This window comes from Amycolatopsis echigonensis, from assembly GCF_002846615.1.
Lineage (GTDB): Bacteria > Actinomycetota > Actinomycetes > Mycobacteriales > Pseudonocardiaceae > Amycolatopsis > Amycolatopsis echigonensis.
Window position 1 is genome coordinate 309,875 of sequence record NZ_PJMY01000002.1, and the last position, 23,555, is coordinate 333,429.

20 protein-coding genes are annotated in these 23,555 nt (G+C 70.5%); 12 read left to right on the forward strand and 8 right to left on the reverse strand.

The window, feature by feature from the left end; genetic code table 11:
• Nucleotides 1-21: 21 nt before the first annotated feature.
• Nucleotides 22-1,449 (forward strand): LCP family protein, encoded by a 1,428-nt coding sequence (locus ATK30_RS03095; protein ID WP_101434215.1) that lies wholly within the window; start codon nt 22-24, stop codon nt 1,447-1,449.
• Between the two features lie 50 nt (nt 1,450-1,499).
• Here the strand turns inward: ATK30_RS03095 and ATK30_RS03100 are convergent, their stop codons facing one another.
• From ATK30_RS03100 to ATK30_RS03110, 3 genes are all read right to left on the reverse strand, one after another.
• Nucleotides 1,500-3,812 carry an FdhF/YdeP family oxidoreductase gene (locus ATK30_RS03100; RefSeq protein ID WP_101434441.1) on the reverse strand — a complete coding sequence of 771 codons (2,313 nt, stop codon included), beginning with the start codon at nt 3,810-3,812 and terminating at the stop codon, nt 1,500-1,502.
• A 46-nt stretch (nt 3,813-3,858) separates the two neighbouring features.
• Nucleotides 3,859-5,202, reverse strand: coding sequence for an MFS transporter (locus tag ATK30_RS03105; RefSeq protein ID WP_167441808.1), 1,344 nt, complete (start codon nt 5,200-5,202; stop codon nt 3,859-3,861).
• 72 nt (nt 5,203-5,274) lie between these two features.
• Nucleotides 5,275-5,721, reverse strand: a complete 447-nt coding sequence (locus tag ATK30_RS03110; RefSeq protein ID WP_101434216.1) for a MarR family winged helix-turn-helix transcriptional regulator — start codon at nt 5,719-5,721, stop codon at nt 5,275-5,277.
• 81 nt (nt 5,722-5,802) lie between these two features.
• Here ATK30_RS03110 and ATK30_RS03115 point away from each other — a divergent pair, with 81 nt between their 5' ends.
• Complete coding sequence (locus ATK30_RS03115; protein ID WP_101434217.1) at nt 5,803-6,153, forward strand: hypothetical protein; 351 nt, start codon at nt 5,803-5,805, stop codon at nt 6,151-6,153.
• On the opposite strand, the gene ATK30_RS03120 is transcribed toward ATK30_RS03115, so the two are convergent.
• Nucleotides 6,150-6,491, reverse strand: coding sequence for a hypothetical protein (locus ATK30_RS03120; protein ID WP_101434218.1), 342 nt, complete (start codon nt 6,489-6,491; stop codon nt 6,150-6,152). The two genes, ATK30_RS03115 and ATK30_RS03120, sit on opposite strands and share 4 nt — an antisense overlap.
• 60 nt (nt 6,492-6,551) lie before the next feature.
• Between ATK30_RS03120 and ATK30_RS03125 the strand changes: the two genes are divergently transcribed.
• Nucleotides 6,552-9,179: a valine--tRNA ligase gene (locus ATK30_RS03125; protein WP_101434219.1), complete on the forward strand. Its 2,628-nt coding sequence runs from the start codon at nt 6,552-6,554 to the stop codon at nt 9,177-9,179.
• Nucleotides 9,180-9,363: 184 nt separating this feature from the next.
• Here the strand turns inward: ATK30_RS03125 and ATK30_RS03130 are convergent, their stop codons facing one another.
• The gene (locus tag ATK30_RS03130) at nt 9,364-10,239 is read right to left on the reverse strand and encodes an SGNH/GDSL hydrolase family protein (protein WP_101434220.1); all 876 of its coding nucleotides are present in this window, start codon (nt 10,237-10,239) and stop codon (nt 9,364-9,366) included.
• 94 nt (nt 10,240-10,333) lie between these two features.
• On the reverse strand, nt 10,334-10,966 hold the full coding sequence (locus tag ATK30_RS03135) for a class I SAM-dependent methyltransferase (protein ID WP_101434221.1): 633 nt from the start codon (nt 10,964-10,966) through the stop codon (nt 10,334-10,336).
• Nucleotides 10,967-11,135: 169 nt separating this feature from the next.
• On the opposite strand from ATK30_RS03135, the gene folC reads away from it, so the two are divergent.
• The gene (folC, locus tag ATK30_RS03140; RefSeq protein ID WP_101434222.1) at nt 11,136-12,815 is read left to right on the forward strand and encodes a bifunctional tetrahydrofolate synthase/dihydrofolate synthase; all 1,680 of its coding nucleotides are present in this window, start codon (nt 11,136-11,138) and stop codon (nt 12,813-12,815) included.
• Nucleotides 12,812-13,219, forward strand: a complete 408-nt coding sequence (locus ATK30_RS03145; RefSeq protein ID WP_101434223.1) for a DUF4233 domain-containing protein — start codon at nt 12,812-12,814, stop codon at nt 13,217-13,219. The genes folC and ATK30_RS03145 overlap by 4 nt, the downstream gene beginning before the upstream one ends.
• A gap of 18 nt (nt 13,220-13,237) precedes the next feature.
• Here ATK30_RS03145 and ATK30_RS03150 read toward each other — a convergent pair whose 3' ends face one another.
• Nucleotides 13,238-13,618, reverse strand: coding sequence for a VOC family protein (locus ATK30_RS03150; protein ID WP_101434224.1), 381 nt, complete (start codon nt 13,616-13,618; stop codon nt 13,238-13,240).
• A 53-nt stretch (nt 13,619-13,671) separates the two neighbouring features.
• Between ATK30_RS03150 and ATK30_RS03155 the strand changes: the two genes are divergently transcribed.
• The 3 genes from ATK30_RS03155 (at nt 13,672) to ndk (ending at nt 16,292) form a co-directional block, all read left to right on the forward strand.
• Nucleotides 13,672-14,154 carry a GNAT family N-acetyltransferase gene (locus ATK30_RS03155; protein ID WP_101434225.1) on the forward strand — a complete coding sequence of 161 codons (483 nt, stop codon included), beginning with the start codon at nt 13,672-13,674 and terminating at the stop codon, nt 14,152-14,154.
• A 97-nt stretch (nt 14,155-14,251) separates the two neighbouring features.
• The gene (locus ATK30_RS03160) at nt 14,252-15,811 is read left to right on the forward strand and encodes an alkaline phosphatase D family protein (RefSeq protein WP_101434226.1); all 1,560 of its coding nucleotides are present in this window, start codon (nt 14,252-14,254) and stop codon (nt 15,809-15,811) included.
• Nucleotides 15,812-15,881: 70 nt separating this feature from the next.
• Nucleotides 15,882-16,292 carry a nucleoside-diphosphate kinase gene (ndk, locus tag ATK30_RS03165; protein ID WP_101434227.1) on the forward strand — a complete coding sequence of 137 codons (411 nt, stop codon included), beginning with the start codon at nt 15,882-15,884 and terminating at the stop codon, nt 16,290-16,292.
• An 81-nt stretch (nt 16,293-16,373) separates the two neighbouring features.
• Here ndk and ATK30_RS03170 read toward each other — a convergent pair whose 3' ends face one another.
• The gene (locus ATK30_RS03170; RefSeq protein ID WP_101434228.1) at nt 16,374-17,147 is read right to left on the reverse strand and encodes an SDR family NAD(P)-dependent oxidoreductase; all 774 of its coding nucleotides are present in this window, start codon (nt 17,145-17,147) and stop codon (nt 16,374-16,376) included.
• Between the two features lie 86 nt (nt 17,148-17,233).
• On the opposite strand from ATK30_RS03170, the gene ATK30_RS03175 reads away from it, so the two are divergent.
• The 4 genes from ATK30_RS03175 (at nt 17,234) to ATK30_RS03190 (ending at nt 23,551) form a co-directional block, all read left to right on the forward strand.
• Nucleotides 17,234-18,067: a helix-turn-helix transcriptional regulator gene (locus ATK30_RS03175; protein WP_101434229.1), complete on the forward strand. Its 834-nt coding sequence runs from the start codon at nt 17,234-17,236 to the stop codon at nt 18,065-18,067.
• A gap of 9 nt (nt 18,068-18,076) precedes the next feature.
• The gene (locus ATK30_RS03180) at nt 18,077-18,802 is read left to right on the forward strand and encodes a maleylpyruvate isomerase family mycothiol-dependent enzyme (protein WP_101434230.1); all 726 of its coding nucleotides are present in this window, start codon (nt 18,077-18,079) and stop codon (nt 18,800-18,802) included.
• Nucleotides 18,803-18,926: 124 nt separating this feature from the next.
• Nucleotides 18,927-22,262 (forward strand): phosphodiester glycosidase family protein, encoded by a 3,336-nt coding sequence (locus tag ATK30_RS03185; RefSeq protein ID WP_101434231.1) that lies wholly within the window; start codon nt 18,927-18,929, stop codon nt 22,260-22,262.
• 86 nt (nt 22,263-22,348) lie between these two features.
• A complete protein-coding gene (locus ATK30_RS03190) occupies nt 22,349-23,551 on the forward strand; it encodes an IS30 family transposase (RefSeq protein WP_208637252.1) in 1,203 nt (400 codons plus the stop codon).
• Nucleotides 23,552-23,555: the final 4 nt, after the last annotated feature.

Here is a 23,555-nt window from a genome sequence, read left to right on the forward strand (position 1 = left end):
TTCTCGGACGTCCAGAGGGGCGTGCGGATCGCAGGGAAAGTTATCGCCGGAGCACTGTCGACGGTGGTGTTCGCCGGGACGGCGTACGGATTCTCGACGCTGTCGTCGCTCGAGGACATCACGCGCAGCGACGTCATCGGCACCGGCGGCAGTACCAGACAGGGGGAGCAGCCCGCCGACGGAGCGCTCGACATCCTGCTCGTCGGCCGCGACGCGCGCAAGGACCCGAAGGGCAATCCGCTGCCGCAGAGCGTGCTGCAGGAACTGCGCGTCGGGGACAACGGCGACGACCTCACCGACACCCTGATCGTCATGCGGATTCCCAATGGCCAGCAGGAGGTCAAGGCCTTCTCCATCCCGCGCGATTCGTACGTCCCGCTGCCCGGCGGCGGAAAGGGCAAGATCAACGCCGCGTTCGGGCGCGGCAAGGCGGCCGCCGCGGCGAAACTGCGGGCCAGCGGGGAAACCGACAAGGACAAGATCGAACAGGAATCGCTCACCGCCGGCAGACAGGCGACGCGGCAGGCGGTCGAAGACCTCACCGGCGTCACGATCGACCATTACGCCGAGGTCAATCTGCTGAGCTTTTCCGAGATCAGCAAGGCCGTCGGCGGCGTCGAAGTGTGCTTGAAGCACGCGACCAAAGACGAGAACTCGGGCGCGGATTTCCCCGCGGGCAAGCAGCGCCTTTCCGGCGGCGCCGCGCTCGCTTTCGTGCGGCAGCGCGACAATCTGCCCGGCACCGACTTCGGCCGCATGCGGCGGCAGCAGGTGTTCCTCGCCGCGCTCGCGCACCAGGTGCTGTCCGCCGGAACGCTCGCCGACCCGGGCAAGCTGAACGACCTGATCGACGCGGTCAAGCGCTCGGTGGTGCTGGACCAGTGGTGGGACGTGCTCGACTTCGTCGGCCAGATGCGCGGGGTGTCCGGCGGCGGCATCCAGTTCACGACCGTTCCGGTGCTGAACCCGGACTACCGGTACGACCGGTCCCATCCGTCGGCGACCGCGGTGCAGGTGGATCCGGTGCAGGTGAAAGCGTTTGCGGCCGGATTGATCGGCGCGGCCCCGCCCGCCGCGCCGCCGGGTGCGCCGAAGGCAGCGGTGGAGGTTTCCAACGCCGGTGAAGCGTCCGGGCTCGCGTCGCGGGTCGCGGATGTGTTGAAGGGCAAGGGGTTCGCCGCGACCGCCGCGGGCAACGCCCCGTCGCAGCGGACGTCGATCGTGCGCTACCCGGCTGCGCTCGCCGCCGAGGGCGCGGAGGTGGCCAAGGAACTCGGTGGACTGTCCACTCAGGAATCAGCGGACGTTCCGGCCGGGCACATCCAGGTGGTGCTCGGAAAGGTTTACGCCGGACCGGGGGTGTCGGACGGCGGATCCGCGGCCGGCGTGCCGGTGAAGGCCGACCAGCCGCAGCCCGTCACTTCGGACGGGGACAACTGCATCGACTGAGGTCGTGAGTGGCTGCGCTGGTTCTCACCGGCGCAGCCACTCACGACCGGTCACCCGTGGTGGTGCGGCTCCAACCGGATCACCACAGCCTTCGACACCGGCGTATTCGACTTCTCCGCCACGGAATCCAGCGGCACCAACGCATTAGCCTCCGGAAAGTACGCCGCCGCACATCCCCGAGCCGTCGGGTACGACACCGCGCGGAAGCTCGGCGCCCGCCGGTCTCCGTCGCGCCATTCCGAGACCAGATCCACGATCTCGCCGTCCGCGACGCCCAGTGCGGCCAGGTCGTCCGAGTGCACGAACACCACCCGGCGTCCGTCCTCGATGCCGCGGTAACGGTCGGACAGGCCGTAGATCGTCGTGTTGTACTGGTCGTGGCTGCGCAGCGTCTGCAGCAGCAACCGCCCCTCGGGGACCTCCGGGTACTCCAGCTCCGACACCGTGAACGTGCCCTTGCCGGTAGCGGTGCCGGTGAACTCCCGCGAGTCGCGCGGGGCGTGCGGCAGCACGAAACCGTCCGGTTCGCGGACGCGCCGGTTGTAGTCGTGGCAGCCCGGCACCACCGCGGCGATGCGGTCGCGGATCAGGTCGTAGTTCTTCTCGAACGACCGCCACGGCACCGGGTGGTCGGCGCCGAGCAGCCGCTCCGCCAGCCGGCACACGATGGCGACCTCGGACAGCAGTTCGTCGCTCGCCGGGGCCAGCCGTCCGCGCGAGGCGTGCACCTGCGACATCGAGTCCTCGACCGTCACGAACTGCCGGCCGGATTCCTGCTCGTCGCGTTCGGTGCGGCCGAGCGTCGGCAGGATCAGCGCGGTGCGGCCAGGAACGACGTGCGAACGGTTGAGTTTCGTCGACACGTGCACGGTCAGCGAGCACGACCGCAGCGCGTCCGCGGTCCGGTCGGAATCCGGGGTGGCGGAGGCGAAATTGCCGCCCATCGCGAAGAACACCTTGCCGCGGCCGTCGAGCATCGCGCGGATCGAGTCGACGGTGTCCCAGCCGTGCTTGCGCGGCACGCTGATGCCGAACTCCGCCTCGAGCGCGTCCATGAACCGCTCGGGCATTTTCTCCCACACGCCCATGGTGCGGTCGCCTTGCACGTTCGAGTGGCCGCGCACCGGGCACAGGCCCGCGCCCGGTTTGCCGATCATCCCGCGCGCCAGCGCCAGGTTCACGACCTCGGCGATCGTCGGCACGGCGTGCTTGTGCTGGGTCAATCCCATCGCCCAGCAGTAGATCGTGCGCTCCGACGTCGCGATCATCCGCGCGATGCGCTCGATCTGCTCGCGGGCGAGGCCGGTCGCCTTCTCGGTCTCCGGCCAGTCGATCTCGCGCAGTTGCTTGGCCCAGTCCTCGAAGCCGTGTGTGGACTTCTCCACGAACTCGCGGTCCACAATGGACCCTGGCGCGGCGTCCTCCCACTGAAGCAGCAGATGCCCGACCGCCTGGAACAGCGCGAGGTCGCCGCCGAGGCGGATCTGCGCGAACTCGTCGGCCAGCGGCGTGCCCTTGCCGACGACGCCGCGCACGTTCTGCGGGTTCTTGAACCGCATCAGCCCGGCCTCGGGCAGCGGGTTGACCGCGACGACCTTCGCGCCGTTGCCCTTCGCCTGCTCCAGCGCGGACAGCATCCGCGGGTGGTTCGTGCCCGGGTTCTGCCCGACGACCACGATCAGGTCGGCTTGGTGGAGGTCGGCCAGCGACACCGAACCCTTGCCGATGCCGGTGGTCGCCGACAGCGCCGCACCGGACGATTCGTGGCACATGTTCGAGCAGTCCGGCAGGTTGTTCGTGCCGTACGCGCGCACCAGCAGCTGGTACACGAACGCGGCCTCGTTGCTGGTGCGGCCGGAGGTGTAGAAAATCGCCTCGTCCGGGCTCGCCAGGCCGCGCAGTTCGTCGGCGATCAGGCCGAACGCGTCGTCCCAGGAGATCGGCTCGTAGTGCGAAGCGCCTTCGCGCAGCACCATCGGCTCGGTGAGGCGGCCCTGCTGGCCCAGCCAGTAGTCGGTGCGCTCGGCCAGTTCGGACACCGGGTGCGCGGCGAAGAACTCGCGACCGACACGGCGTTTCGTCGCCTCCTCGGCGACCGCCTTCGCGCCGTTTTCGCAGAACTCCGCCAACTTGCGCTTCTCGCCGTCGATCTGCCGCGGTTCGGGCCACGCGCAACCCGGGCAGTCGAAGCCGTCCCGCTGGTTCAGCAGCCGCAGCGTGCGGGCGGTGCGGACCGGGCCCATCTGCTCGACCCCGCGCGCCAGCGATACCGCGACTCCCGGGATTCCGGCCGCCCAGCCTTTCGGCTTGCCCACTTCGAGGCGGGCTTCGTCCACGTCACCAGTCGGAGCTTCGCGAGTCATGGGCACATCGTCCGCCTTGGGGCCGCGGAACCCAAGACGGGGGTCGTCACACCGCTTCCCGCCGCTCGCGCGCGCGGCGTTCGGCCCGCGCCAGCGCACGGTCCGCGGCGGTCACGATCAGCAGCAACCCGCTGGTCACGATCAGCACGACGGCCAGCCGGTGCAGCCCGCCGGAGTCGGCGTGCCCGCCATAGCACTGGGCGATGACCGTGGCCGCGACTATCGCGCCGAGGTATTGCGCGGTCCGGAAGAGACCGCTCGCGGTGCCCATCGTCTCGGCCGGCGTTTCGCGGTAGAGCGTCGTCTGGTTGGCGACGCTGGTGAGCCCTTGGGCCAGGCCGAACAACGCGGCGAGCACGAGCAGCCAGATCAGCGCGGTGCCGTCGTTGACGAACAGCAGCGCGACGGATCCGGCGAGGAGCGCCGCACCAACTACCAGCAGCCGCAGCCGGACGCCGGTCGGACGGCCGGACAGCGCGGCCGCGCACACGGCGACCCCGGACATCGGCAGGAGCAAGAGCCCGGCCGCGGATTCGGCGAACCCGCGGGCCTCCTCGAGCCACTGCACGTAGCCGAACATGATCGTGTAGATCGCCAGGAAGCTCAGTGCCTGGCGCAAATACGTGCGCAGCACCGGGCCGTTGGCGGCGAGCATCCGCAGGTCGATGAACGGCTTCCGGGCGCGCAGCTCGACCCTCGCGAACAGCCCGCCGAGCACGATCGCGGCGGCCAGCAGCCAGAGGTCGCCGACGCCGGGCTCCATCAGGTAGCACAGCAACACCAGCAGCGCGGCGGAAAACAGCGCGATCCCGGCGACGTCGATCCGCTCCGCCGGCTTCTCGGCGGGGGTGTCTTTCGGCACCCACAGCAGAGTCAGCACCAGGGAAATGCCGGCCAGCGGCAGGTTCACCGCGAAGATCGCCGGCCAGCCGAAGAGGGCGATCAGCACGCCGCCGAGCGTCGGGCCGATCACCATGACCGTCTGCGCGGACATCGCCAGCACGGACAACACCCGCGCGGGAACGCCTTCGCCGATCTGGTCGGCGCGCCGCCGCAGCACGGCCATCGCGGCCGGGAATCCGGCGCAGGTGCCGATGCCGAGCACCGCCCGTACCCCGGTAAGCCATTCCACGGAGATCGGAATCATCCCGGCGATCCCGGCCACCATCACCACGGACGCGCCGCCGAGCAGCACGCGCCGCGCGCCGTAGCGGTCGACGAGCAGTCCGACGACCGGCTGCCCGACCGCCGTGGCCAGGTACAACGCGGAAATCAGCCAGGCCGTGCGGCCCGGCCCGGCGCCGAAGGCCTGCCCGATCGGGACGAGCGCGACGGCGATGAGCGTGGAGTTGATCGGGTTCAGCACGGCGCTCGCGACCAGCGGGGTCACCAGGCGCGCGCCGAAACGGGATTTCGCGGGGGCGGTCGCGGTGTTCGTCGGTGCTCCTCAGGTTTGAGCCGGTCAGCGCTGGGCGATCCGCTGCAGCAAGGGCAGCGCGCGCCGGACCGTTTCGAGTTCGTCTTCGGTCAGTTCGTCCGCGAGCGCGGCGGCGAGCCATTCGTCGCGGTGCTGCCGGATCCCGATGACGGTCTTGGCGCCGAGATCGGACAGCGAAATCACGACGCGCCTGCCGTCGGCGGGATCGCGCGTGCGGTTCAGGTAGCCGAGCGAGTCGAGCACGCCGAGGGTGGCGGCCATGGACTGCTGCCGGACGTGCTCCGCGGCGGCCAGTTCGGCCTGGGTCCCGGGACCTTCGCGGTGCAGCCGGTGGAGCACCGCGGTCTGGGTCGGTGTGAGGATCTCGGCGTTGTCGACCTGCCGCAGCCTGCGGTGCAGCTGGCCGACGACGCCGCGGATCCAGCCGGCGGACTCGGCGACGCGCGGCGGGACGGGCGGGTCTTCGGACATAAGCACAGTCTAGCCTGTTGAGCTCAGCCTGTGCATCCTTGGGCCGGGAGTGGTCCCGGTAAGTCCGGTCACCATGACGGTATGACGAAGCTGACCTTCTGTCACCAGGCGATCGCGGTGAGTGCGGTCATGGCGGCGGCCGCCGGGTGCGGCACTCAGGTGACGGGACCGGTCACGATCACGGTTTCCCGGGGCGGCATCGGTCCCCTCGCGGTGCGGAAAATCAACGCCGACAGCGTCGAGGTGAGCATGGCTGTCCCGCTCGGCCCTACGGTGAAAAAGGGCTGTACGGCTTCCTTCTGCGTCGGCGGCGACGCTGCCTTCCAGGTCACGTGGGGCTCGGACGAACCCCGGGACATGCCGGGCACGCAGGTCAAGCGGCTGGTGACGGTGAAGAGCTCCGCGGTCCTGGACCTGAAATCGGCGCCTTAGAGCGGCTGGCTGCTGGTCTCGGACGGGGAGCCGAGCCCGACGACGTACCCGATCTTGTCGTCGTTGACCCCGATCGGCCGCACCTGGTGCACCACGATCGCCGCGGCGAGCAGCAGCACCAGGCCGACGATCGCGGCGATGCCGGGCCAGCGGCGCGGCGCCGCGCCGCCGCGGCCGTACCCCGGGGAGGGGGCGTTGCGGCGTTCGCGCTTGCGCCGCTTCTTCATGTCCTTCTTGGCGCCGAGCCACGCGTCGCGCTGGGCGTGCTTGCGCCACTCCGGGTCCATGAGGTCCGGATGGGTTTCCATCCGGTCGTCCGGATCCTCCGGCCGAGTCATCGAAGCACCGCCTTTCCCCCTGCGTAACCCCGCCGCGGCGGGTTCGTAGACTTGTCCATTGTGACCGAGAACGCTCCGCAGCAGAAAACCGACCTTCCGGGTGCCTGGGACCCGGCCGCCGAGGAAGCCCCGATGTACGACCGCTGGGTAGCGGCGGGGTACTTCACGGCTGACGCCTCGTCGGACAAGCCGCCGTTCTCGATCGTACTGCCGCCGCCGAACGTCACCGGCAGCCTGCACATGGGCCACGCGCTCAACCACACCCTGATGGACGCGATGAGCCGCCGCCGCCGGATGCAGGGCTACGAGGTGCTGTGGCTGCCGGGCATGGACCACGCGGGCATCGCGACGCAGAACGTCGTCGAGCGCCAGCTGGCCGGCGAGGGCCTGTCGCGGCACGACCTCGGCCGCGAGAAGTTCGTCGAACGCGTCTGGGAGTGGAAGGCCGAGTACGGCGGCAAGATCCTCGGCCAGATGAAGCGGCTCGGCGACGGCGTCGACTGGTCGCGCGAGCGCTTCACCATGGACGAGAACCTGTCCAAGGCCGTCCAGACGGTGTTCAAGAACTTCTACGACGCGGGCCTGATCTACCGCGCCGAGCGCATCATCAACTGGTGCCCGCGCTGCCAGACCGCGCTGTCGGACATCGAGGTCGACCACAACGACGACGACGGCGAACTCGTGTCGATCCGCTACGGCGACGGCGACGCCTCGATCGTCGTGGCCACCACGCGCGCGGAGACGATGCTGGGCGACACCGGCGTGGCCGTGCACCCGGACGACGAGCGGTACACGCACCTGGTCGGCACCGAGATCGAACTGCCGCTGACCGGCCGGAAGATCCCGGTGGTCGCGGACCGGCACGTCGACCCGGAGTTCGGCACCGGCGCGGTCAAGGTGACCCCGGCGCACGACCCGAACGACTTCGAGATCGGCCGCCGCCACGACCTGCCGATGCTGACCGTCATGAACGAGCGCGCCGAGGTCACCGTGCCCGGTCCGTTCGAGGGTCTCGACCGGTTCGAGGCGCGGCCCGCGGTGGTCGCCGCGCTGCGCGAACAGGGCCGGATCGTCGCGGAGAAGCGGCCGTACGTGCACGCGGTCGGGCACTGCTCCCGCTGCGACACGGTCGTGGAGCCGCGGCTGTCGCTGCAGTGGTGGGTCAAGGTCGCCGAGCTGGCCAAGGCCGCGGGCGACGCGGTGCGCGACGGGCGCACGAAGATCCACCCGGCCGAACTGGAGAAGCGGTACTTCGACTGGGTCGACAACATGCACGACTGGACGATTTCGCGTCAGCTGTGGTGGGGGCACCGGATCCCGGTCTGGTACGGCCCGGACGGCGAGGTCGTGTGCGTGGGCCCGGACGAGCAGCCGCCGTCGGGCGAGGGCTGGACGCAGGACCCGGACGTCCTCGACACCTGGTTCTCGTCGGGCCTCTGGCCGATGTCGACGATGGGCTGGCCGGACGAGACCGCGGACCTGGCGAAGTTCTATCCGACCAGCGTGCTGTCCACCGGCTACGACATCCTCTTCTTCTGGGTCGTCCGGATGATGATGTTCGGCGTGCAGGAAATGGACGGGCGGCAGCCGTTCGACCACGTGTACCTGCACGGGCTGATCCGCGACGCCAACGGCAAGAAGATGTCCAAGTCGCGCGGGAACGTCATCGACCCGCTGGAATGGATGGACGCTTACGGCGCGGACGCCACCCGGTTCACGCTCGCTCGCGGAGCGAACCCGGGTGCGGACATGGCGCTGGCCGACGAGTGGGCGGCGGGTTCGCGCAATTTCTGCACGAAGCTGTGGAACGCCAGCAAGTTCGCGATGATGAACGGGGCCACGGCGGAGGGTTCGCTGCCGCCCGCTTCCGAGCTGACCGAATCCGACCGGTGGATTCTCGGGCGGCTGGCTTCGCTGGTGTCCGAAGTGGACGGTCTGTTCGAGGACTTCCAGTTCGCCAAGGTCGCCAACGCGCTGTACCAGTTCACGTGGAACGAGCTGTGCGACTGGTACCTCGAGCTGGCCAAGGTTCAGCTGTACCAAGGGGATTCCGCCCGGGTCGAGGCCACGCGGAAGGTGCTCGGGCATGTGCTGGACACGGTGCTGCGGCTGCTGCACCCGTTCATTCCGTTCGTGACGGAGAAGCTCTGGACGGCGTTGACCGGCGGCGAGTCGTTGGTGATCGCCGAGTGGCCGTCCGCGGTCGAGGGGTATGCGGACCCGGTCGCGGACGCTCGCGTGGCTGATGTGCAGAAGCTGATCACCGAGATTCGCCGGTTCCGCGCGGACCAGGGGCTGAAGCCGGGGCAGAAGGTTGCTGCTCGGTTGTCCGGGGAGGCGTTCCCGGACGGGCACTCCGGTGCGATCCGGTCGTTGGTGCGGCTTACCGAGCCGGAGGACGGGTTCTCGGTCAGTGCCTCGTTGGAGGTCGCGCTGGCTGGGGGCGTCGTGACGGTGGAGCTGGATACTTCCGGCACCATCGACGTGGCTGCTGAACGGAAGCGGCTGGAGAAGGACCTCGGGGCTGCGCGGAAGGAGTTGGCGCAGACTGAGGGGAAGCTGGGCAATGAGGCGTTTATCGCGAAGGCTCCGGAGCAGGTGATCGAGAAGATCAAGGTGCGGCGGGAGACCGCGGTCGCGGATATTGGGCGGATTGAGGCTCGGTTGGCTGCGTTGCCTGCTTCCTGAGGGGCTGGGTTTCGGCTCGTCGCCTGGCGGCGACATTGCGCCGGGGGGTGCGTGGGGGCACCCCGAAGCTGAGTGTGACTACGGCGCGGGGGTGGTGTGGGTGCCTGGTGCGTCGGTGCCGGTATAGGTCCGTGAAGGGCTCCTTGGGGAATCAGATTCCCTCAAGGAGCCCTTCACGGTGTTGTCAGCGCAGGTGTTGGCGGATGACCTTGGTTTCTCCGGCCATTCCGGCGTATAGCGGGTGGTAGGGCGCGGCGGCCAGCAGGTTCAGGTCTTTGCCGTTGATCCAGGCGACGCCGGGGGGCTGGCAGGCGTCGTGGCCGAAGGACGGGGTGTAGATGTCCACATAGGACGATCGACCGTCGGCGGCGACCGCCTTGCTGACGGCGGCGTTCAGGGCTTCTTCGACGCTCGAGAGCCAGGCGTAGTCGCCGTTCGCGAAGGGCAGGACGTTCGGGCAGTAGCCCTTCGCCGGGGCGATGCGGGGGTAGCCGATGGCGAGCACCCGCGCGTGCGGCGAGCGGGCGCGGATTCCGGCCAGTACTTGCTGGATGCTCGCTTGCGTCTTGGGCAGCAGCGCCTTGATCGTGTCCACGCCGTTGACGGTGAAGTGCCGCTGGCACGGGTTTCCGGTCGGATCCGAGTCTCGCAGGGTCGGGCACGTGTTGACCAGTGTGCCGAACAGGCCCGAATCGTTGCCGCCGATGCCGAGCGTGACCAGGTCGGTGTCCGAGCGCAGCGCGGAGAACTGCGGGGCGTTCTGGCCAAGCGGCACGCTTTGCGGCTTGGTCATGTTCGAGGTGTCCGCGCCGCCGCAGCTGACGTCGGTGAAGCGGTCGACGGCCAGCGAGCTCGCCAGCATCGACGGGTAGTTGGACGTCGAGCGGAAACAGCCGAACGGATCCAGCCGGGGCAGCGGGATGAGCGGTCCCGAGGTGTACGAATCGCCCAGGGCGACGTAGTGGCGGTAGTGCCGGGGCGCGGCGCTGGCGGCCGCCGCCGTCGACAGAAGCAGTGCGAGCGCCGCGATCGCGGCCAGCACTATCCGGATGGTGCGCATGCGAACCCCGTCCTCCCGAGCGGTACGACCCGCTTTACCTTTCGGCGCCGCGGGCTCTGGCGCTCTCCGCCGATCGGGTGGTCGGGGCGGGTTTTCACCCGGCTGCGGGGTGATCCGCGGGTTTCCGCCAGGCCAGCAGGTACCGCCAGAACACCAGCGGGCGGACTGTGCTGCCGGGAAGCAGTCGCTCGGCGTCCCGGCGGACGTCGTTCAGCGTCGGGAAGTCCATGCGCACCGGGGCCTTGGCGACCGGGTCCGGACCGCCGTTGAGCTGGTCTCCGGCGAAGACGGCCAGCCTGGCCAGGGCGTTCGCGGGGACGGCGACGAGTTCGCGGGCGTAGTCGCCGGGGCGGCTCGGGCGGGCGCAGCCGAGCACCGCGAGGACGCCGCCGGGGACGAGGGCGTCGCGCAGTGTCGTGACGGTGTCGAACGGGACGTGGTGCAGCGAGGCCAGGCAGGAGATGTAGGCGTAGGCCTCGGGCTCCAGCGGTTCGGTCGTGACGTCCGCGCGGCGGTAGTCCACCGTGCCTGGTCCGGGCGAACCGGTGGCGGCGGCACGGGCGATCATTGCGTCCGACGTGTCGATGCCTTCGACGGTCATTCCGGCGGCGGCCAGCTTGCGGGCGAACCGGCCGTCGCCGCAGCCGACGTCCAGGGCGCGGCCGGGGCCCGGCGGCAGCAGCCGGAGCAGCGTCGGGTGATAGTGATGGTTGTGGTCGAAGGGCATGTCGCCGACCTTGCCACGGATCGCCGCGGGCGTGATCGCGCCGAGGCCCGGGGCCGCCGGGGGCGCGGCGGGCGCCGGGTACCCTCGACGGTGTGCCAGGCCGAATCTTTCGCCTGGTCTTCCCCGGTCGCGCGACCGCGCCGGGACAGCGACTTCAAGGAGTGCACGAGTGCCGCGCGGTGAGGAGCCCGAGGAGACCCGGCGGCCGGATCTCTCCGATCCGGACAGTTTCGCGGGGGTCGACGAACTGGGCGCGCTCGCCCACGGCGACGACGAGTACGACGCCGGGAACGAGCTGGAGCCCGACCTCGACGCGCCGGACGCGGCGTACACCGTCGGCGGCGGTTCGCGCGGCGGGATCGGCGGTATCGGCCAGCTCGGCGACAACCTGGCGCTCGGCCCGGTGCCGGACCTGCGCCCCGAGGAGGGCGCCGAGCTGCACGAACTCGACGACGAGGGCGCGCCCGCCGAGTTCGGCGACGAGAACGGCCCGGAGGCGCGCCGCGACCTGATGGCCGCCGAGGCCGAGCTGAACCAGCGCTGGCCGGAGACGAAGCTCGAACCGTCGCTCGCCCGGATCCAGGCGCTGATGACCCTGCTCGGCGAGCCGAACCGCGGCTACCCCGTGGTGCACGTCGCGGGCACCAACGGCAAGGGTTCGGTCGCGCGGATGATCGATTCGCTGCTGACCCGGATGGGACTGCGCTCGGGCCGCTACACGAGCCCGCACCTGCAGCTCGTCACCGAGCGGATCGCGCTCGACGGCCGCCCGGTCTCCGCCGCCCGCTACGCCGGGCTGTACCAGGACATCGCGCCGTACGTGGCGATGGTCGACGGCGCCAGCGAGGACGGCGTGCCGATGAGCAAGTTCGAGGTGCTCACCGGGATGGCGTTCGCGGCGTTCGCCGACGCCCCAGTGGAGGCCGCGGTGCTCGAGGCGGGCATGGGCGGCGCGTGGGACGCGACCAACGTGGCCGACGCCCAGGTCGCGGTCATCACGCCGATCGGGCTGGACCACACCGAATACCTCGGCCCGACGGCGGTCGACGCGGCCGGGGAGAAGGCCGGGATCATCAAGCCCGGATCGGTCGCGGTGATCGGCGAGCAGGACCCCGAGGTGCTGAACGTCCTGCTGAAGCGCACGGTCGAGGTCGACGCCGCGGTCGCGCGCGCGGGCAGCGAGTTCGGCGTGCTTGAACGCGAGGTCGCGGTCGGCGGCCAAATGCTGAAGCTCCAGGGCCTCGGCGGCGTCTACGACGAAATCTTCCTGCCGCTGCACGGCGCGCACCAAGCGGCGAACGCGGCGCTCGCGCTGGCCGCGGTCGAGGCGTTTTTCGGGGCGGGCAAAGACAAACAGCTCGTGGTCGAGGCGGTGCGCGAGGGGTTCGCCGAGGTTGAGAACCCGGGCAGGCTCGAACACGTGCGGGCCGCCCCGGCGGTGCTGGTCGACGCCGCGCACAACCCGATGGGCGCGCGGGCGCTCGCCGCGACGATCGCCGACGAGTTCAACTTCCGCCGGCTCGTCGCGGTCGTCGGCGTGCTGGGCGACAAGGACGCGCGCGGCATCCTGGACGCGCTGGAGCCGGTCGTGTCCGACATCGTGGTCACGCGGAGTTCGTCGCCGCGGTCGCTGCCGGTCGAGGACCTGGCCGAGCTGGCCGCGTCGATCTTCGGCGAGGACCGCGTGCTCGCCGAACCGGACCTGGAGACCGCGATCGAGACCGCGATCGGCCTCGTGGAGCAGACCGACGACCCGGAGGAACCGCTCGCGGGCGGCGGAGTCCTGGTGACCGGTTCAGTGGTCACCGCGGGCGACGCGCGCACGCTGTTCGGGAAGGAGCCCGCATGAGCGAGAACCCCGAGACGCCGGTCAAGCCGCCCGCGAAGGACCCGATGAAGGGCTTCCGCGGCGTGCTGGCCGGAACGCTGATCATGGAGGCGATCACCGTCGCGCTGGCGCTGCCCGTCGTCGCGAAACTCGGCGGCGGCATCACCAGCTTCACCGGCTGGACGGTCATCGCGCTGGCCGTGGTGCTGATCGTGCTGTGCGGTCTGCTGAAGCACGTCTGGGCGGTGCCGGTGATCCTGCTGCTGCAGCTGGCGATCATCGGGGTCGGCGTCACGCAGCCGGCGATCGCGATCATCGGCATCATCTTCCTGGCCGCGTTCCTGTGGTTCCTGTGGCTGCGCCGCGACGTCGCGCGCCGGATGGCCGCGGGCACGTTGCCGAGCCAGCAGCAGCCCCAGGCTTGAGCCCGCGGCCGTACCGGCTCAGCGGTAGACGCTGACCTCGATCAGGTTCCGGTCCGGGTCGCGGAAGTACACGCTGCGGATCGGCCCGGTCGCGCCGGTGCGGTCGACCGGGCCCTCCTCGATCGGCACTCCGTGCGCGGCCAGATCGTCGACGACCTGCTCGAGCGAATCGGCCGTGATCAGGCACAGGTCCGCGCTGCCCGGCGTCGGCCGGTCCGCCTTGGGTTCGAACTCGTGCCCGGCCTCGTGCAGGTTGATCTTGCTGGAGCCGAACGCCAGCGCCTTGCGCCCGGCCCCGAACGTCACCTCGGCCATGCCGAGGACGCGGGTGTAGAAATCGACCGTCGCGCCGAGGTCGGCGACGGTGAGGACGAGGTGGTCGAGCCGGTCGATCCGCATGGTTTCACCCTATTCCGATGTAACGGCCGGGCCGCCACGGCGACGGTGCAAGTGTGATCGTGGTGCGGGAGCTGAGCGCGGAGAACTGGGCGGAGTGGCGCGACCTCCGGCTGGCGGCGCTGCGCGAGGATCCGGCGGCGTTCAGTGCGAAGCTCGCGGACTGGCAAGGCGAAAATGATGCCGAACCGCGCTGGCGGGCCCGGCTGCGGGACGTGTCGTTCAACGCCCTGGCCGACCTCGACGGCGTTCCGGCGGGGATGGTCAGCGGGCACCTTTCCGAACGCGGCGACAAAGCCGAGCTGCTGTCGATGTGGGTCGCTCCCTCGGCCCGCGGCAGGGGAGTCGGGGACGCGCTCGTCCGGGCCGTCGTGCGCTGGAGCGAAGGACGCGGGGCCGGTGAGCTGATGTTGCGCGTCGCGGGCGGCAACGAGCAGGCGCTGGTCTTGTACCGGCGGCACGGATTCGTGAAGCGTCCGCTGTCTTCGGAGGCGGCCTCGTGCGAGCACGAGATGGTTCGGGAAGCACACCGAGCGTAACGACTGGTTGTGAACTTCCTCCTGCCGAGTGAGCCGTTCACCCGGCGGTCAGCCCGAATTGGCCGCTTGGCCGTGGTTGCCGGATAGAACGACCGTCATGACCGAAACGACCCCATCGCGGCGCTCCGTCCTCAAAGCCGGAATCGCCGTCCCCGCGCTCGCCGCGGCAGGCGGGCTGCTGCTGCCCGGCACCGCCTCGGCCGCCCCGCTCGTCCGCCGCGACCGTCCGGTGCTCACCCACGGCGTCGCGTCCGGGGACGTGACCGCCGGCTCCGGCATCGTGTGGTCGCGAGCCGACCGCCCCGCGCGGCTGATGGTCGAGATCGCGCGCGACCCGTCGTTCCGGCACGCGCGGCGGGTGCCCGGCCCCTTCGTCACGCCCGACACCGGCGGCACGGGCAAGGTGCGCGTCGCCGGACTGGCCCCGGGCACCGAGTACCACTACCGCGTCACCGCGGTGGACCTCGACGGCCGCAGCGCGAGTGAACCGGTCGCCGGCCGTTTCGCCACCGCGCCGGTCGGCCGCGCGAACACGCGGATCGTGTGGAGCGGTGATGTCGTCGGCCAGAACTACGGCATCAACCCGGCGCTCGGCGGCATGACGATCTTCTCCGCGATGGCCGACCGCCGCCCGGACCTCTTCCTGCACAGCGGCGACACCGTGTACGCCGACGGCCCGCTCACCGAAACTGTCACGCTCCCTGGCGGCGCGGGCACCTGGCACAACATCGTGACGCCGGAGAAGTCGAAGGTCGCCGAAACCCTCGACGAATACCGCGGCCAGCACGCCTACAACCGGCTCGACACCCACTTCCGCCGTTTCGCCGCGGAGGTTCCCGCCTATGTCCAGTGGGACGACCACGAGGTCGTCAACAACTGGTACCCCGGCGAAATCCTCAACGACCGTCCCGAATACACCGAAAAACGTGCCGACGTCCTCGCGCAGCGCGCGTTCCAGGCGTTCCACGAATGGCATCCGATCGACCGCCTCCAGGCCGTCGACGGCCGGGTCTACCGGAATTTCCGCTACGGCAGCCGGGTCGAGGTGTTCGTGCTCGACATGCGCACCTACCGCGACGCCAACACCTCGGACCAGACCAAACCCGGCCACATCCTCGGCGAGGCGCAGGCCCGCTGGCTGGCCGACGCGCTCCGGCGCAGCACCGCGACCTGGAAGATCGTCCAGGCGGACATGCCGATCGGCCTCGTCGTGCCGGACGGCAAGGACATCGAGGCGGTCGCCAACGGCCTGCCCGGCGCGCCCGGCGGCCGCGAGACCGAGCTCGCCTGGGTGCTGCGGCAGATCTCGCGGCACCGCGTGCGCAATGTCGTGTGGCTGACCGCCGACGTGCATTACACCGCCGCGCACCATTACTCGCCGGAGCGCGCCGCGTTCCAGGACTTCGACCCGTTCTGGGAATTCGTCTCCGGACCGCTCAACGCCGGCGCCTTCGGCCCGAACAAACTCGACCCGACGTTCGGCCCGGAAGCGGTGTTCGTGCACGCTCCGCAGACGCAGAATTCCTCGCCGGCGCAAGGGTTCCAGCACTTCGGCGAGGTGAATGTGGACGGTGCGAGCGGGGCGCTGACGGTCGACCTCCGCGACGCGACAGGGGCCTCGCTGTGGTCGAAGACGCTGCAGCCGCAGCGGCCCTGACCGGCCCGGCCGACGCGTCGGATAGGCTCAGCGCCGATTAACACGAATCCGCACAAGGAGAAATACCGTCGTGACTGAACGCACGCTGGTCCTCGTCAAGCCCGATGGCGTCGCGCGCGGCCTCGTCGGCGAGGTCGTCTCGCGCATCGAGCGCAAGGGCCTGAAGCTGGCCGCGCTGGAACTGCGCACCGTCGAGCGCTCCGTCGCCGAGGAGCACTACGCGGAGCACAAGGAGCGCCCGTTCTTCGGCGACCTGCTGGAGTTCATCACGTCCGGCCCGCTCGTCGCGATGGCCGTCGAGGGCCCGCGCGCGATCGCCGCGTTCCGCCAGCTGGCCGGCGGCACCGATCCGGTCGAGAAGGCCACCCCGGGCACTCTGCGGGGCGACTTCGCGCTAGAGACCCAGTACAACCTGGTGCACGGTTCGGACTCGCCGGAGTCGGCCGAGCGCGAGCTGAAGCTGTGGTTCCCGGACCTGTGATCGGGCTGATCCGGCTGGTCCGGCACTGAGCCTCCCGAACGCCGGGCAGGGACTTCGGTCCCCGCCCGGCGTTCGCGTTTCCTAGACCCGGGCGCCGCCGTCGACGCGCAGGACGGCGCCGGTCACGTAGGAAGCCCGGTCGCTCAGCAGCCACGCCGCGGCTTCGGCGATTTCGGCGGGATCGGCCGCGCGGCCGAGGGGAGTGGTCTCCGCGAGCCGGTCGAGCAGTCCCGGCGATTCCGCCTCCCACCGCCGGATCATCTCGGTCATCGTCGTGCCGGGCGCGATCGCGTTCACCCGGATCCCCTCCGGCCCGTAAGCGACCGCCGCCGATTCGGTCAGGCTGTTCAACGCGCGTTTCGCGGCGCCGTAAACGGGCAGCGCGGGGTTCGCGCCGAAGCTGCCGATGCTGGACGTGTTCACGATGGCCCCGCCTCCACCAGCCCGCATCGCCCTTACCTCGGCGGCCATCGCCAGCCACGGTCCGCGCAGATTCACCTGGTACAGGCGGTCGAAGTCGGCCAGCGGCACCTCGTCCAGCGGGCTCGGCGGCGTGCCGGTCGCGCCGTTGTTGAACGCGAGGTCGAGGCGGCCGTGCAGCTCCAGCACCCGGTCGATCGCGGCCTGAACGCTTGCCGGGTCGGCGAGATCGCACCGGACGTAATCCGCGACGCCGCCCTTCGCGCGCACTTGTTCGGCCACCGTCTTCAACTGCGTTTCGGTCCGCGCGTCCAGGACGACCTTCGCGCCCTCCTCGGCGAACAACCGGGCCGCTGCCGCGCCGATCCCTCGCCCGGCGCCGCTGATGAAGGCGATCTTGCCGTCGAGCAGGCTGTTCGTTCGTGTTTCGGTCATGACTTCGATGGTCGTTCGACGACGAGACGGCAGCCAGGCATCGGGGGTACCTGGCTGAGCCCGCCCGGACTGCGCAGACTGGACGGGTGGACCGAACGGAACTGGCGGGTTTCCTGCGCAGCAGGCGCGAACGCATCGCCCCGGAGGATGTCGGCCTTCCCGCGGGCAGGCGGCGGCGCACGCCCGGGCTGCGGCGCGAGGAAGTCGCGCGGCTGGCGTTCATCTCGGTCGAATACTACACGCGGCTCGAACAGGCCCGCGGCCCGAACCCGTCGAACGAGGTGCTGGCCGGGCTGACCCGCGCGCTGCGGCTCTCGGACGTCGAAGGCGACCACCTCCACGAACTCGCCGGCGCGCCGAGGCCCGCGCGGGGCCCGTCCCGGGAGGTCCGGCAAACCATTCTCGACCTGCTGGACCGGTTGCCGCAGACGGCCGGGATCGTGCTCTCCGCGACGTACGAGGTGCTCGCCTGGAATCCGCTCGCCGCCGCGCTGCTGGAGGATTTCTCCGCTCTGTCCCGCGAGGAGCGCAGCTTGCCGCGCCGGGTCTTCCTCCCGCGCGGCCGTGACCGTTTGTACGGCTTGGTGGAAGCCGAGGCGTTCGCCCGCGCGATGGCCAACCGGCTGCGGGTGACCGCGGCGAAGTACCCGGACGACCCCGAGGTGCGCACTCTCGTCGCGGATTTGCTCGCGGGGAGCGAGCGGTTCGCCGCGCTGTGGGCGTCGCACGACGTGGTGGCCGCATCGACGTTCAGCAAGACGTTCGAGCATCCGGTCGTCGGGACCGTGTGCGTGGATTGCGATGTGCTCGGCATTTCCGACCGGGACCAGGAGGTCGTGCTGTACACCGCCGCGCCGGGCTCGCCGGGCGAGGAAGCACTGCGGTTATTGTCGGTGCTCGGAACCCAGCGCATCGGTTAACCTCCACCGGTGACTGCTCTGCCGCTGCCGCCGCGCGACTACCTGCCGCACCTCCGCACGCTCACTGGGGCCTTCGCCGCGGAAGCCCCGGGCGACCTCGGCAATCCGGTCCCGTACTGCGGCGACTGGACCAAGCGCGACCTCGTCACGCATCTGGGCAACGTGCACCGATGGGCCGCCGGGATCGTCCGCACCGGCGAGCTGAGCAAGCAGGAATTCGACGTTTCGCCGGGCGGCGACCTCGCGTCCTGGTACGGCGAGAGCGCCGCCGAACTCCTGGACGCGCTCGAAGCGGCCGATCCCGCCGACTCGTGCTGGGTATTCGGCGCCGCGCCGAAGACGAAGGCGTTCTGGTTCCGTCGCCAGGTGCACGAAACTGCCGTCCATCTGGTCGATCTGTTCGGCGCGCGCGGCCGGACGGCGCAGCTTGATCCGCTGATCGCCGCCGACGGCGTCCACGAGGTGCTCGGCACGATGCTGCCGCGCGTCGCGCGCTGGAAACACGAGGTTCCGCTGGCCGCGCCGATCACCTTGCGCACCACCGACACCGGGCACGCGTGGACCGTCGTTCCCGGCGAACCGCCCGAGCTGGGCGAGGGCGAAGCGGTGGCCACCGTCGCGGCGCCCGCGCGGGATTTGCTGGTGCTGCTGTGGAATCGCACCGACACGCAGCCCGAGATCGCTGGCGACGCGGCCGTCGCGAAGGGGTTCCTCGCCGCTCGTATGACTCCCTGAGCGGATAATCCTGCGCCATTCAGGTCCCGTTCACCGCGGGGACTTCCGGCGGTCGCGCCGATGGATTTGGCTGGTCTGAGCCATTTTCGCGATCGGGGGGTATCTGGTGAAAAGATCAAGATCCGTGCTGCTCAGCGTCCTGCTCGCGCTGTCGCTGGCCACACCGGCGCAGGCCGACCCGCTCTCCGCTCCGCTCGGCTCGCCACCGGTCGAGACCGCCTCCGCTTTCTCCTCGGCCAGGGAAGCTCCAGCCGTCGCCGCGGCGCCCGCCGCCGACGACGGTCTCGAGACCAGCAGCGCCACCAACGCGGTGGCACCTGGTCTCAACCTCACTCAATTCGACCGCTTCGACCCGAAGGGCTGGATCCGCGGCGACGCGCTGAGCGTCGACCTCACCAGCAAGGTCCTGAAGCCGACTTACCTCAGCCCGGGCACCGTTTCCGCGCGCACCCCGCTGTCTCAGCAGGTCGCTCGCGCCGGTGCGGTCGCGGGCGTCAACGGCGATTTCTTCGACATCAATGCCTCCGGCGCGCCGCTCGGTGTCGGCATCGACAAGGGCGAGCTGCACAACGCACCCGCGTCCGGCCACAACACCACCGCGGCGATCACCGAGCAGGGCCGCGCGAAGCTCGCCGACATCTTCCTCGAAGCGTCGGTCACGCTGCCGGACGGCCGCGCTGTCCCCGCCACGAATTTCAACAGCCCGGTGCTCGCGAAGGACGCACTCGGCGTGTACACACCGCTCTGGGGCGCTTCGGCGCGCGCGACGTCCGTGGCCGGCGCGCAACGCGTCGCCGAGGTCGAGATCCGCGACGGCGTCGTGACGCAGGTGCGCCCGCAGCCGGCGGACGGCCCGATTCCGGCTGGCAGCACGCTGCTCCTCGGCCGTGAAGCTGGTGCGGACGCGCTGTCGGCGCTGCACGTCGGTGACCGCGTTGGAGTCTCGTACGCGCCGCGAACCGACGCGGGCAAGATCGCGGTCGCGGTCGGCGGGAACAAGACGCTGCTGAAGGACGGGCAGCTCCAGCAACTCGACGACGTCACCCTCGCGCCGCGCACCGGCGTCGGCTTTTCCGCTGACGGCAAGCGGATGTGGCTCGTCACGGTCGATGGCCGCCAGGCCGACAGCCGCGGGATGACCGAACTCGAAATGGCCCGGCAGCTGAAGCGGCTCGGTGCCGACGACGCGATCAACCTCGACGGCGGCGGCTCCTCGACGCTGCTCGCGCGTGGCGAAGGAGAAGCCGCGCCGTCGGTGCGCAACTCGCCTTCGGACGGCGGAGAACGCTTGGTGCCCAACGGCATCGGCGTCGCGACCGTGCCCGGCAGCGGACGGCTGACCGGCTTCGTGCCCGCCCCCGCGCAGGAGGGCGACAACTCGACTCGCGTCCTGTCCGGCCTGAGCCGCGCGCTCGTGCCGAACGGACACGACGAGACCGGTGCCGCAGTAGCGTCGAAGCCGTTCTGGACCACGTCGAACCCGGTCCGCGGCACTGTCACGAAGAATGTCTTCACCGCGCAGCCCGACTTCCTGCACCCGGACGCGCGCGCCGACGTGACCGTCACCGCGCACCAGAACTTGGTGAAGGGCAGCACGAAGCTGACCGTGCTGGGGAAACCGGTCCGCCTCGGCGCGAGCACGAAGCAGGTCGCGCTGTCCGGTGCCGACGCGCGCGGCGAGTTCCAGGTCTACGGCTACGACGCGGACGGTTACGGCACTTGGATCGAACCGTCGGACGTGAAGCTGGAATACGACCCCGCCGTGGTGAAGATCGAGCCGTCGGGCAAGGGTTTCGCGGTCGCCGCGAAGACCGCGTCCGGGGCCACCGCGATCACCGTGCACGCGGGCGGACAGACCATGCACTTGGCGGCCTCGGTGGGCACTGAAGCCCGGGTCGCGGCACCGCTGGCCGGTCCGGAAGGCTGGTCCGCGACGGTGTATCCGGCGGTCGTCGGCGCGGCGCTGTCGTCGGCGGACGGACGCAACGGCGGCAAGGGTCTGGCGCTCGACTACCGGCTCACCGGCACCACCGCCACCCGCGCCGCGTATGTCAACGCCGCCAACCCGATCGCGGTGCCGGGCGGCACGCAGAAGATCGGCATGTGGATCAACGGCGACGGCAAGGGAGCCTGGATCCGCGCGGAACTTCGCGACGGTGCCAATACGGCGTCCATTGTGGACCTTTCGCTGAGCGTCACCTGGACCGGCTGGCGATACGTGACCGCCGCGGTGCCCGCCGGACTGCCGGACGGACAACGGCTCACCCGGTTCTATGCCGTGGAAACCGCGCCCGCCAAGCAGTACGAGGGCAGGCTGGTTTTCAACGACCTCACCTTCGAGGTCGCGCCGACCACCTCCGTGCCGCACGATCCGGCCGTGCCGGACCCGGCGCTGGTCACCAACGGCACGCTCGGCAACGGCGGCCTGAAGATCGCGGTCGTCAGCGACGCGCAGTTCACCGCGGATGCTCCGGACGGCCCGCTGGTCGGCCAGGCCCGTCGAGCCCTGCGCGAAGCGGTGGCCGCGAAACCGGACCTCGTCGTGATCAACGGCGACTTCGTGGACCGCGGCACCGCGCCGGACTTCGTCCTGGCCCGCAAGATCATCACCGAAGAGCTGGACGGCCGCGTCCCCTGGTACTACGTCCCCGGCAACCACGAAGCGGAGGGCGGCAACGGCCTGAACAATTTTCAGGCCGCGTTCGGGGAAGCGCACCGCGTGGTCGACGTCCACGGCGTGCGGTTGATCCTGATGGATTCCTCGCGGGGTTCGCTGCGCGCTGGCGGATTCGACCAGGTCCGCATGCTGCGCGAGGCGCTCGACAACGCTGCGCAGGACCGCTCGGTGCGCGGTGTGGTCGTCGCGATGCACCATCCGGTGAAGGACCCGAGCCCGACCGGCAATTCCCAGTTGGGCGACCGGAAGGAGGCCGCGTTGCTGCAGACGTGGCTGACCGGTTTCGAGGAGAAGTCCGGGAAACCGGCTGCTTCGCTGGCGTCGCACGCCGGGGTGTTCGGGCTGTCGCGCACGGACGGCGTGCCGTACCTGGTGAACGGCAACTCGGGCAAGACCCCCGCCGCGGCCCCCGGCGACGGCGGTTTCGTCGGCTGGACGCTGGTGCGGGTCGACCCGTCGGACCGCGGCCAGCCGGTCCAGTTCGAGACGCGCCCGAACGTCGACGCGCTGACGGTGACCGGCCCGGGCACTCTTTCGCGGGGCGGGACCGGAAAGGTGACCGCTGCGATGACCCAGGAAGGCCGATCGATCCCGGTGGCGTACCCGGTGAGCGCCGCTTGGGGCGGTCGCGGGGTGCACATCGGCGGCTGGCCGCCCGCGCCCTGGGATGTGGTGTCGCTCGACCCGGCCACCGGGACGGTGCGGGGCCTGCGCCCGGGAACGGCGGAGATCTCGGTGACGGTGAACGGGGTGACCCGTTCGGTGCCGGTGACGGTGCGCTGAGCCGGGTTGGTGCCGTGGGAGTCCGTGAGGGGACCTTGGGGTCATGGGGTGGTTGCAACGCCGTCTGGTTGAGGGGGCGGGTTGTGATGGCGAGGGTGCGGAAGTACCGGTGGTTGCCGCGGTCGGTGCGGGTGGTGTTCTGGGAGCAGGTGCGGCGCGGGCTGGCGGCGAAGCCGGCGGCCCGCGCGGCGGGGCTGAGCCCGAACACCGGGGTGCGGTTGTTCCGCCCGGCTGGCGGGGTGATCGGGAATGCGCCCCGTCGGGCGGGGCCGGTGCGGTTGAGCCTGGCCGAGCGGGAAGAGATCGCCTGTTTGCGGGCGGCGGGCCACGGCGTCCGCGCGATCGGGCGGGCGCTCGGGCGGCCGGCGTCGACGGTGTCGCGGGAACTGTCCCGCAACACCGGGTCCTCGGGTTACCGGGCCAGCAGCGCCCAGCACGCCGCGGAGCAGCGCGCGAAACGCCCCAAGGTCGCGAAACTGGCCGCTGACGCCGAGCTGCGCGACGCGGTGCGGGCGGGGCTGGCCCGGAAGTGGTCGCCGCGGCAGATCTCGGCGAGACTGGTGCTGGACTTCCCCGACCGGCCGGAGATGCGGGTGTCGCACGAGACGATCTACCAGTCGCTGTACGTGCAGGGCCGGGGCGCGCTGCGCCGGGAACTGGCCGCGGCGCTGCGGACCGGGCGTGCGCTGCGGATGCCGCGCCGCCAAGCCCAGGCCCGCCGGGCCCGGTCCGGGGGCCGGATCCGGGACATGGCCAACATCAGCCAGCGGCCGGCCGAGGCCGCCGACCGCGCCGTGCCCGGGCACTGGGAAGGCGACCTGATCCTGGGCAAAAACAACACGTCCGCCATCGGGACGCTGGTGGAACGGCAGACCCGGTTCGTCATGCTGCTGCACCTGCCCCACGGCCGCGACGCCGCCACCGTTGCCGCGGCGATGACCGAGGCGATCCAGACCCTGCCCCCGCTGCTGGTCAGGTCTCTGACCTGGGACCAGGGAACCGAAATGGCCCACCACAAGAAAATCGCCCTCGACACCGGCCTGCAGATCTACTTCTGCGACCCCCACAGCCCCTGGCAACGAGGACGCAACGAGAACACCAACGGCCTGCTGCGCCAGTACTTCCCCAAAGGCACCGACCTGTCCCGCCACACCACCGACGACCTCGCCCGCGTCGCCGCCGAACTCAACGGACGCCCCCGCCAAACCCTCGACTGGCACACCCCAGCCGAAACCCTCGCACGACTACTCTCACACCAACAAACACCACGTGTTGCAACCACCCCGTGAATCC

Coding starts and splice junctions, on each gene's coding strand:
- ATK30_RS03135 (WP_101434221.1), bottom strand. CDS start 10,966: ATGCCCTTCGACCACAACCATCACTATCACCCGACGCTGCTCCGGCTG.
- ATK30_RS03100 (WP_101434441.1), bottom strand. CDS start 3,812: ATGACTCGCGAAGCTCCGACTGGTGACGTGGACGAAGCCCGCCTCGAA.
- ATK30_RS03130 (WP_101434220.1), bottom strand. CDS start 10,239: ATGCGCACCATCCGGATAGTGCTGGCCGCGATCGCGGCGCTCGCACTG.
- ATK30_RS03190 (WP_208637252.1), top strand. CDS start 22,349: ATGGCGAGGGTGCGGAAGTACCGGTGGTTGCCGCGGTCGGTGCGGGTG.
- ATK30_RS03110 (WP_101434216.1), bottom strand. CDS start 5,721: ATGTCCGAAGACCCGCCCGTCCCGCCGCGCGTCGCCGAGTCCGCCGGC.
- ATK30_RS03120 (WP_101434218.1), bottom strand. CDS start 6,491: ATGACTCGGCCGGAGGATCCGGACGACCGGATGGAAACCCATCCGGAC.
- ATK30_RS03115 (WP_101434217.1), top strand. CDS start 5,803: ATGACGAAGCTGACCTTCTGTCACCAGGCGATCGCGGTGAGTGCGGTC.
- ATK30_RS03150 (WP_101434224.1), bottom strand. CDS start 13,618: ATGCGGATCGACCGGCTCGACCACCTCGTCCTCACCGTCGCCGACCTC.
- ATK30_RS03170 (WP_101434228.1), bottom strand. CDS start 17,147: ATGACCGAAACACGAACGAACAGCCTGCTCGACGGCAAGATCGCCTTC.
- ATK30_RS03145 (WP_101434223.1), top strand. CDS start 12,812: ATGAGCGAGAACCCCGAGACGCCGGTCAAGCCGCCCGCGAAGGACCCG.
- ATK30_RS03160 (WP_101434226.1), top strand. CDS start 14,252: ATGACCGAAACGACCCCATCGCGGCGCTCCGTCCTCAAAGCCGGAATC.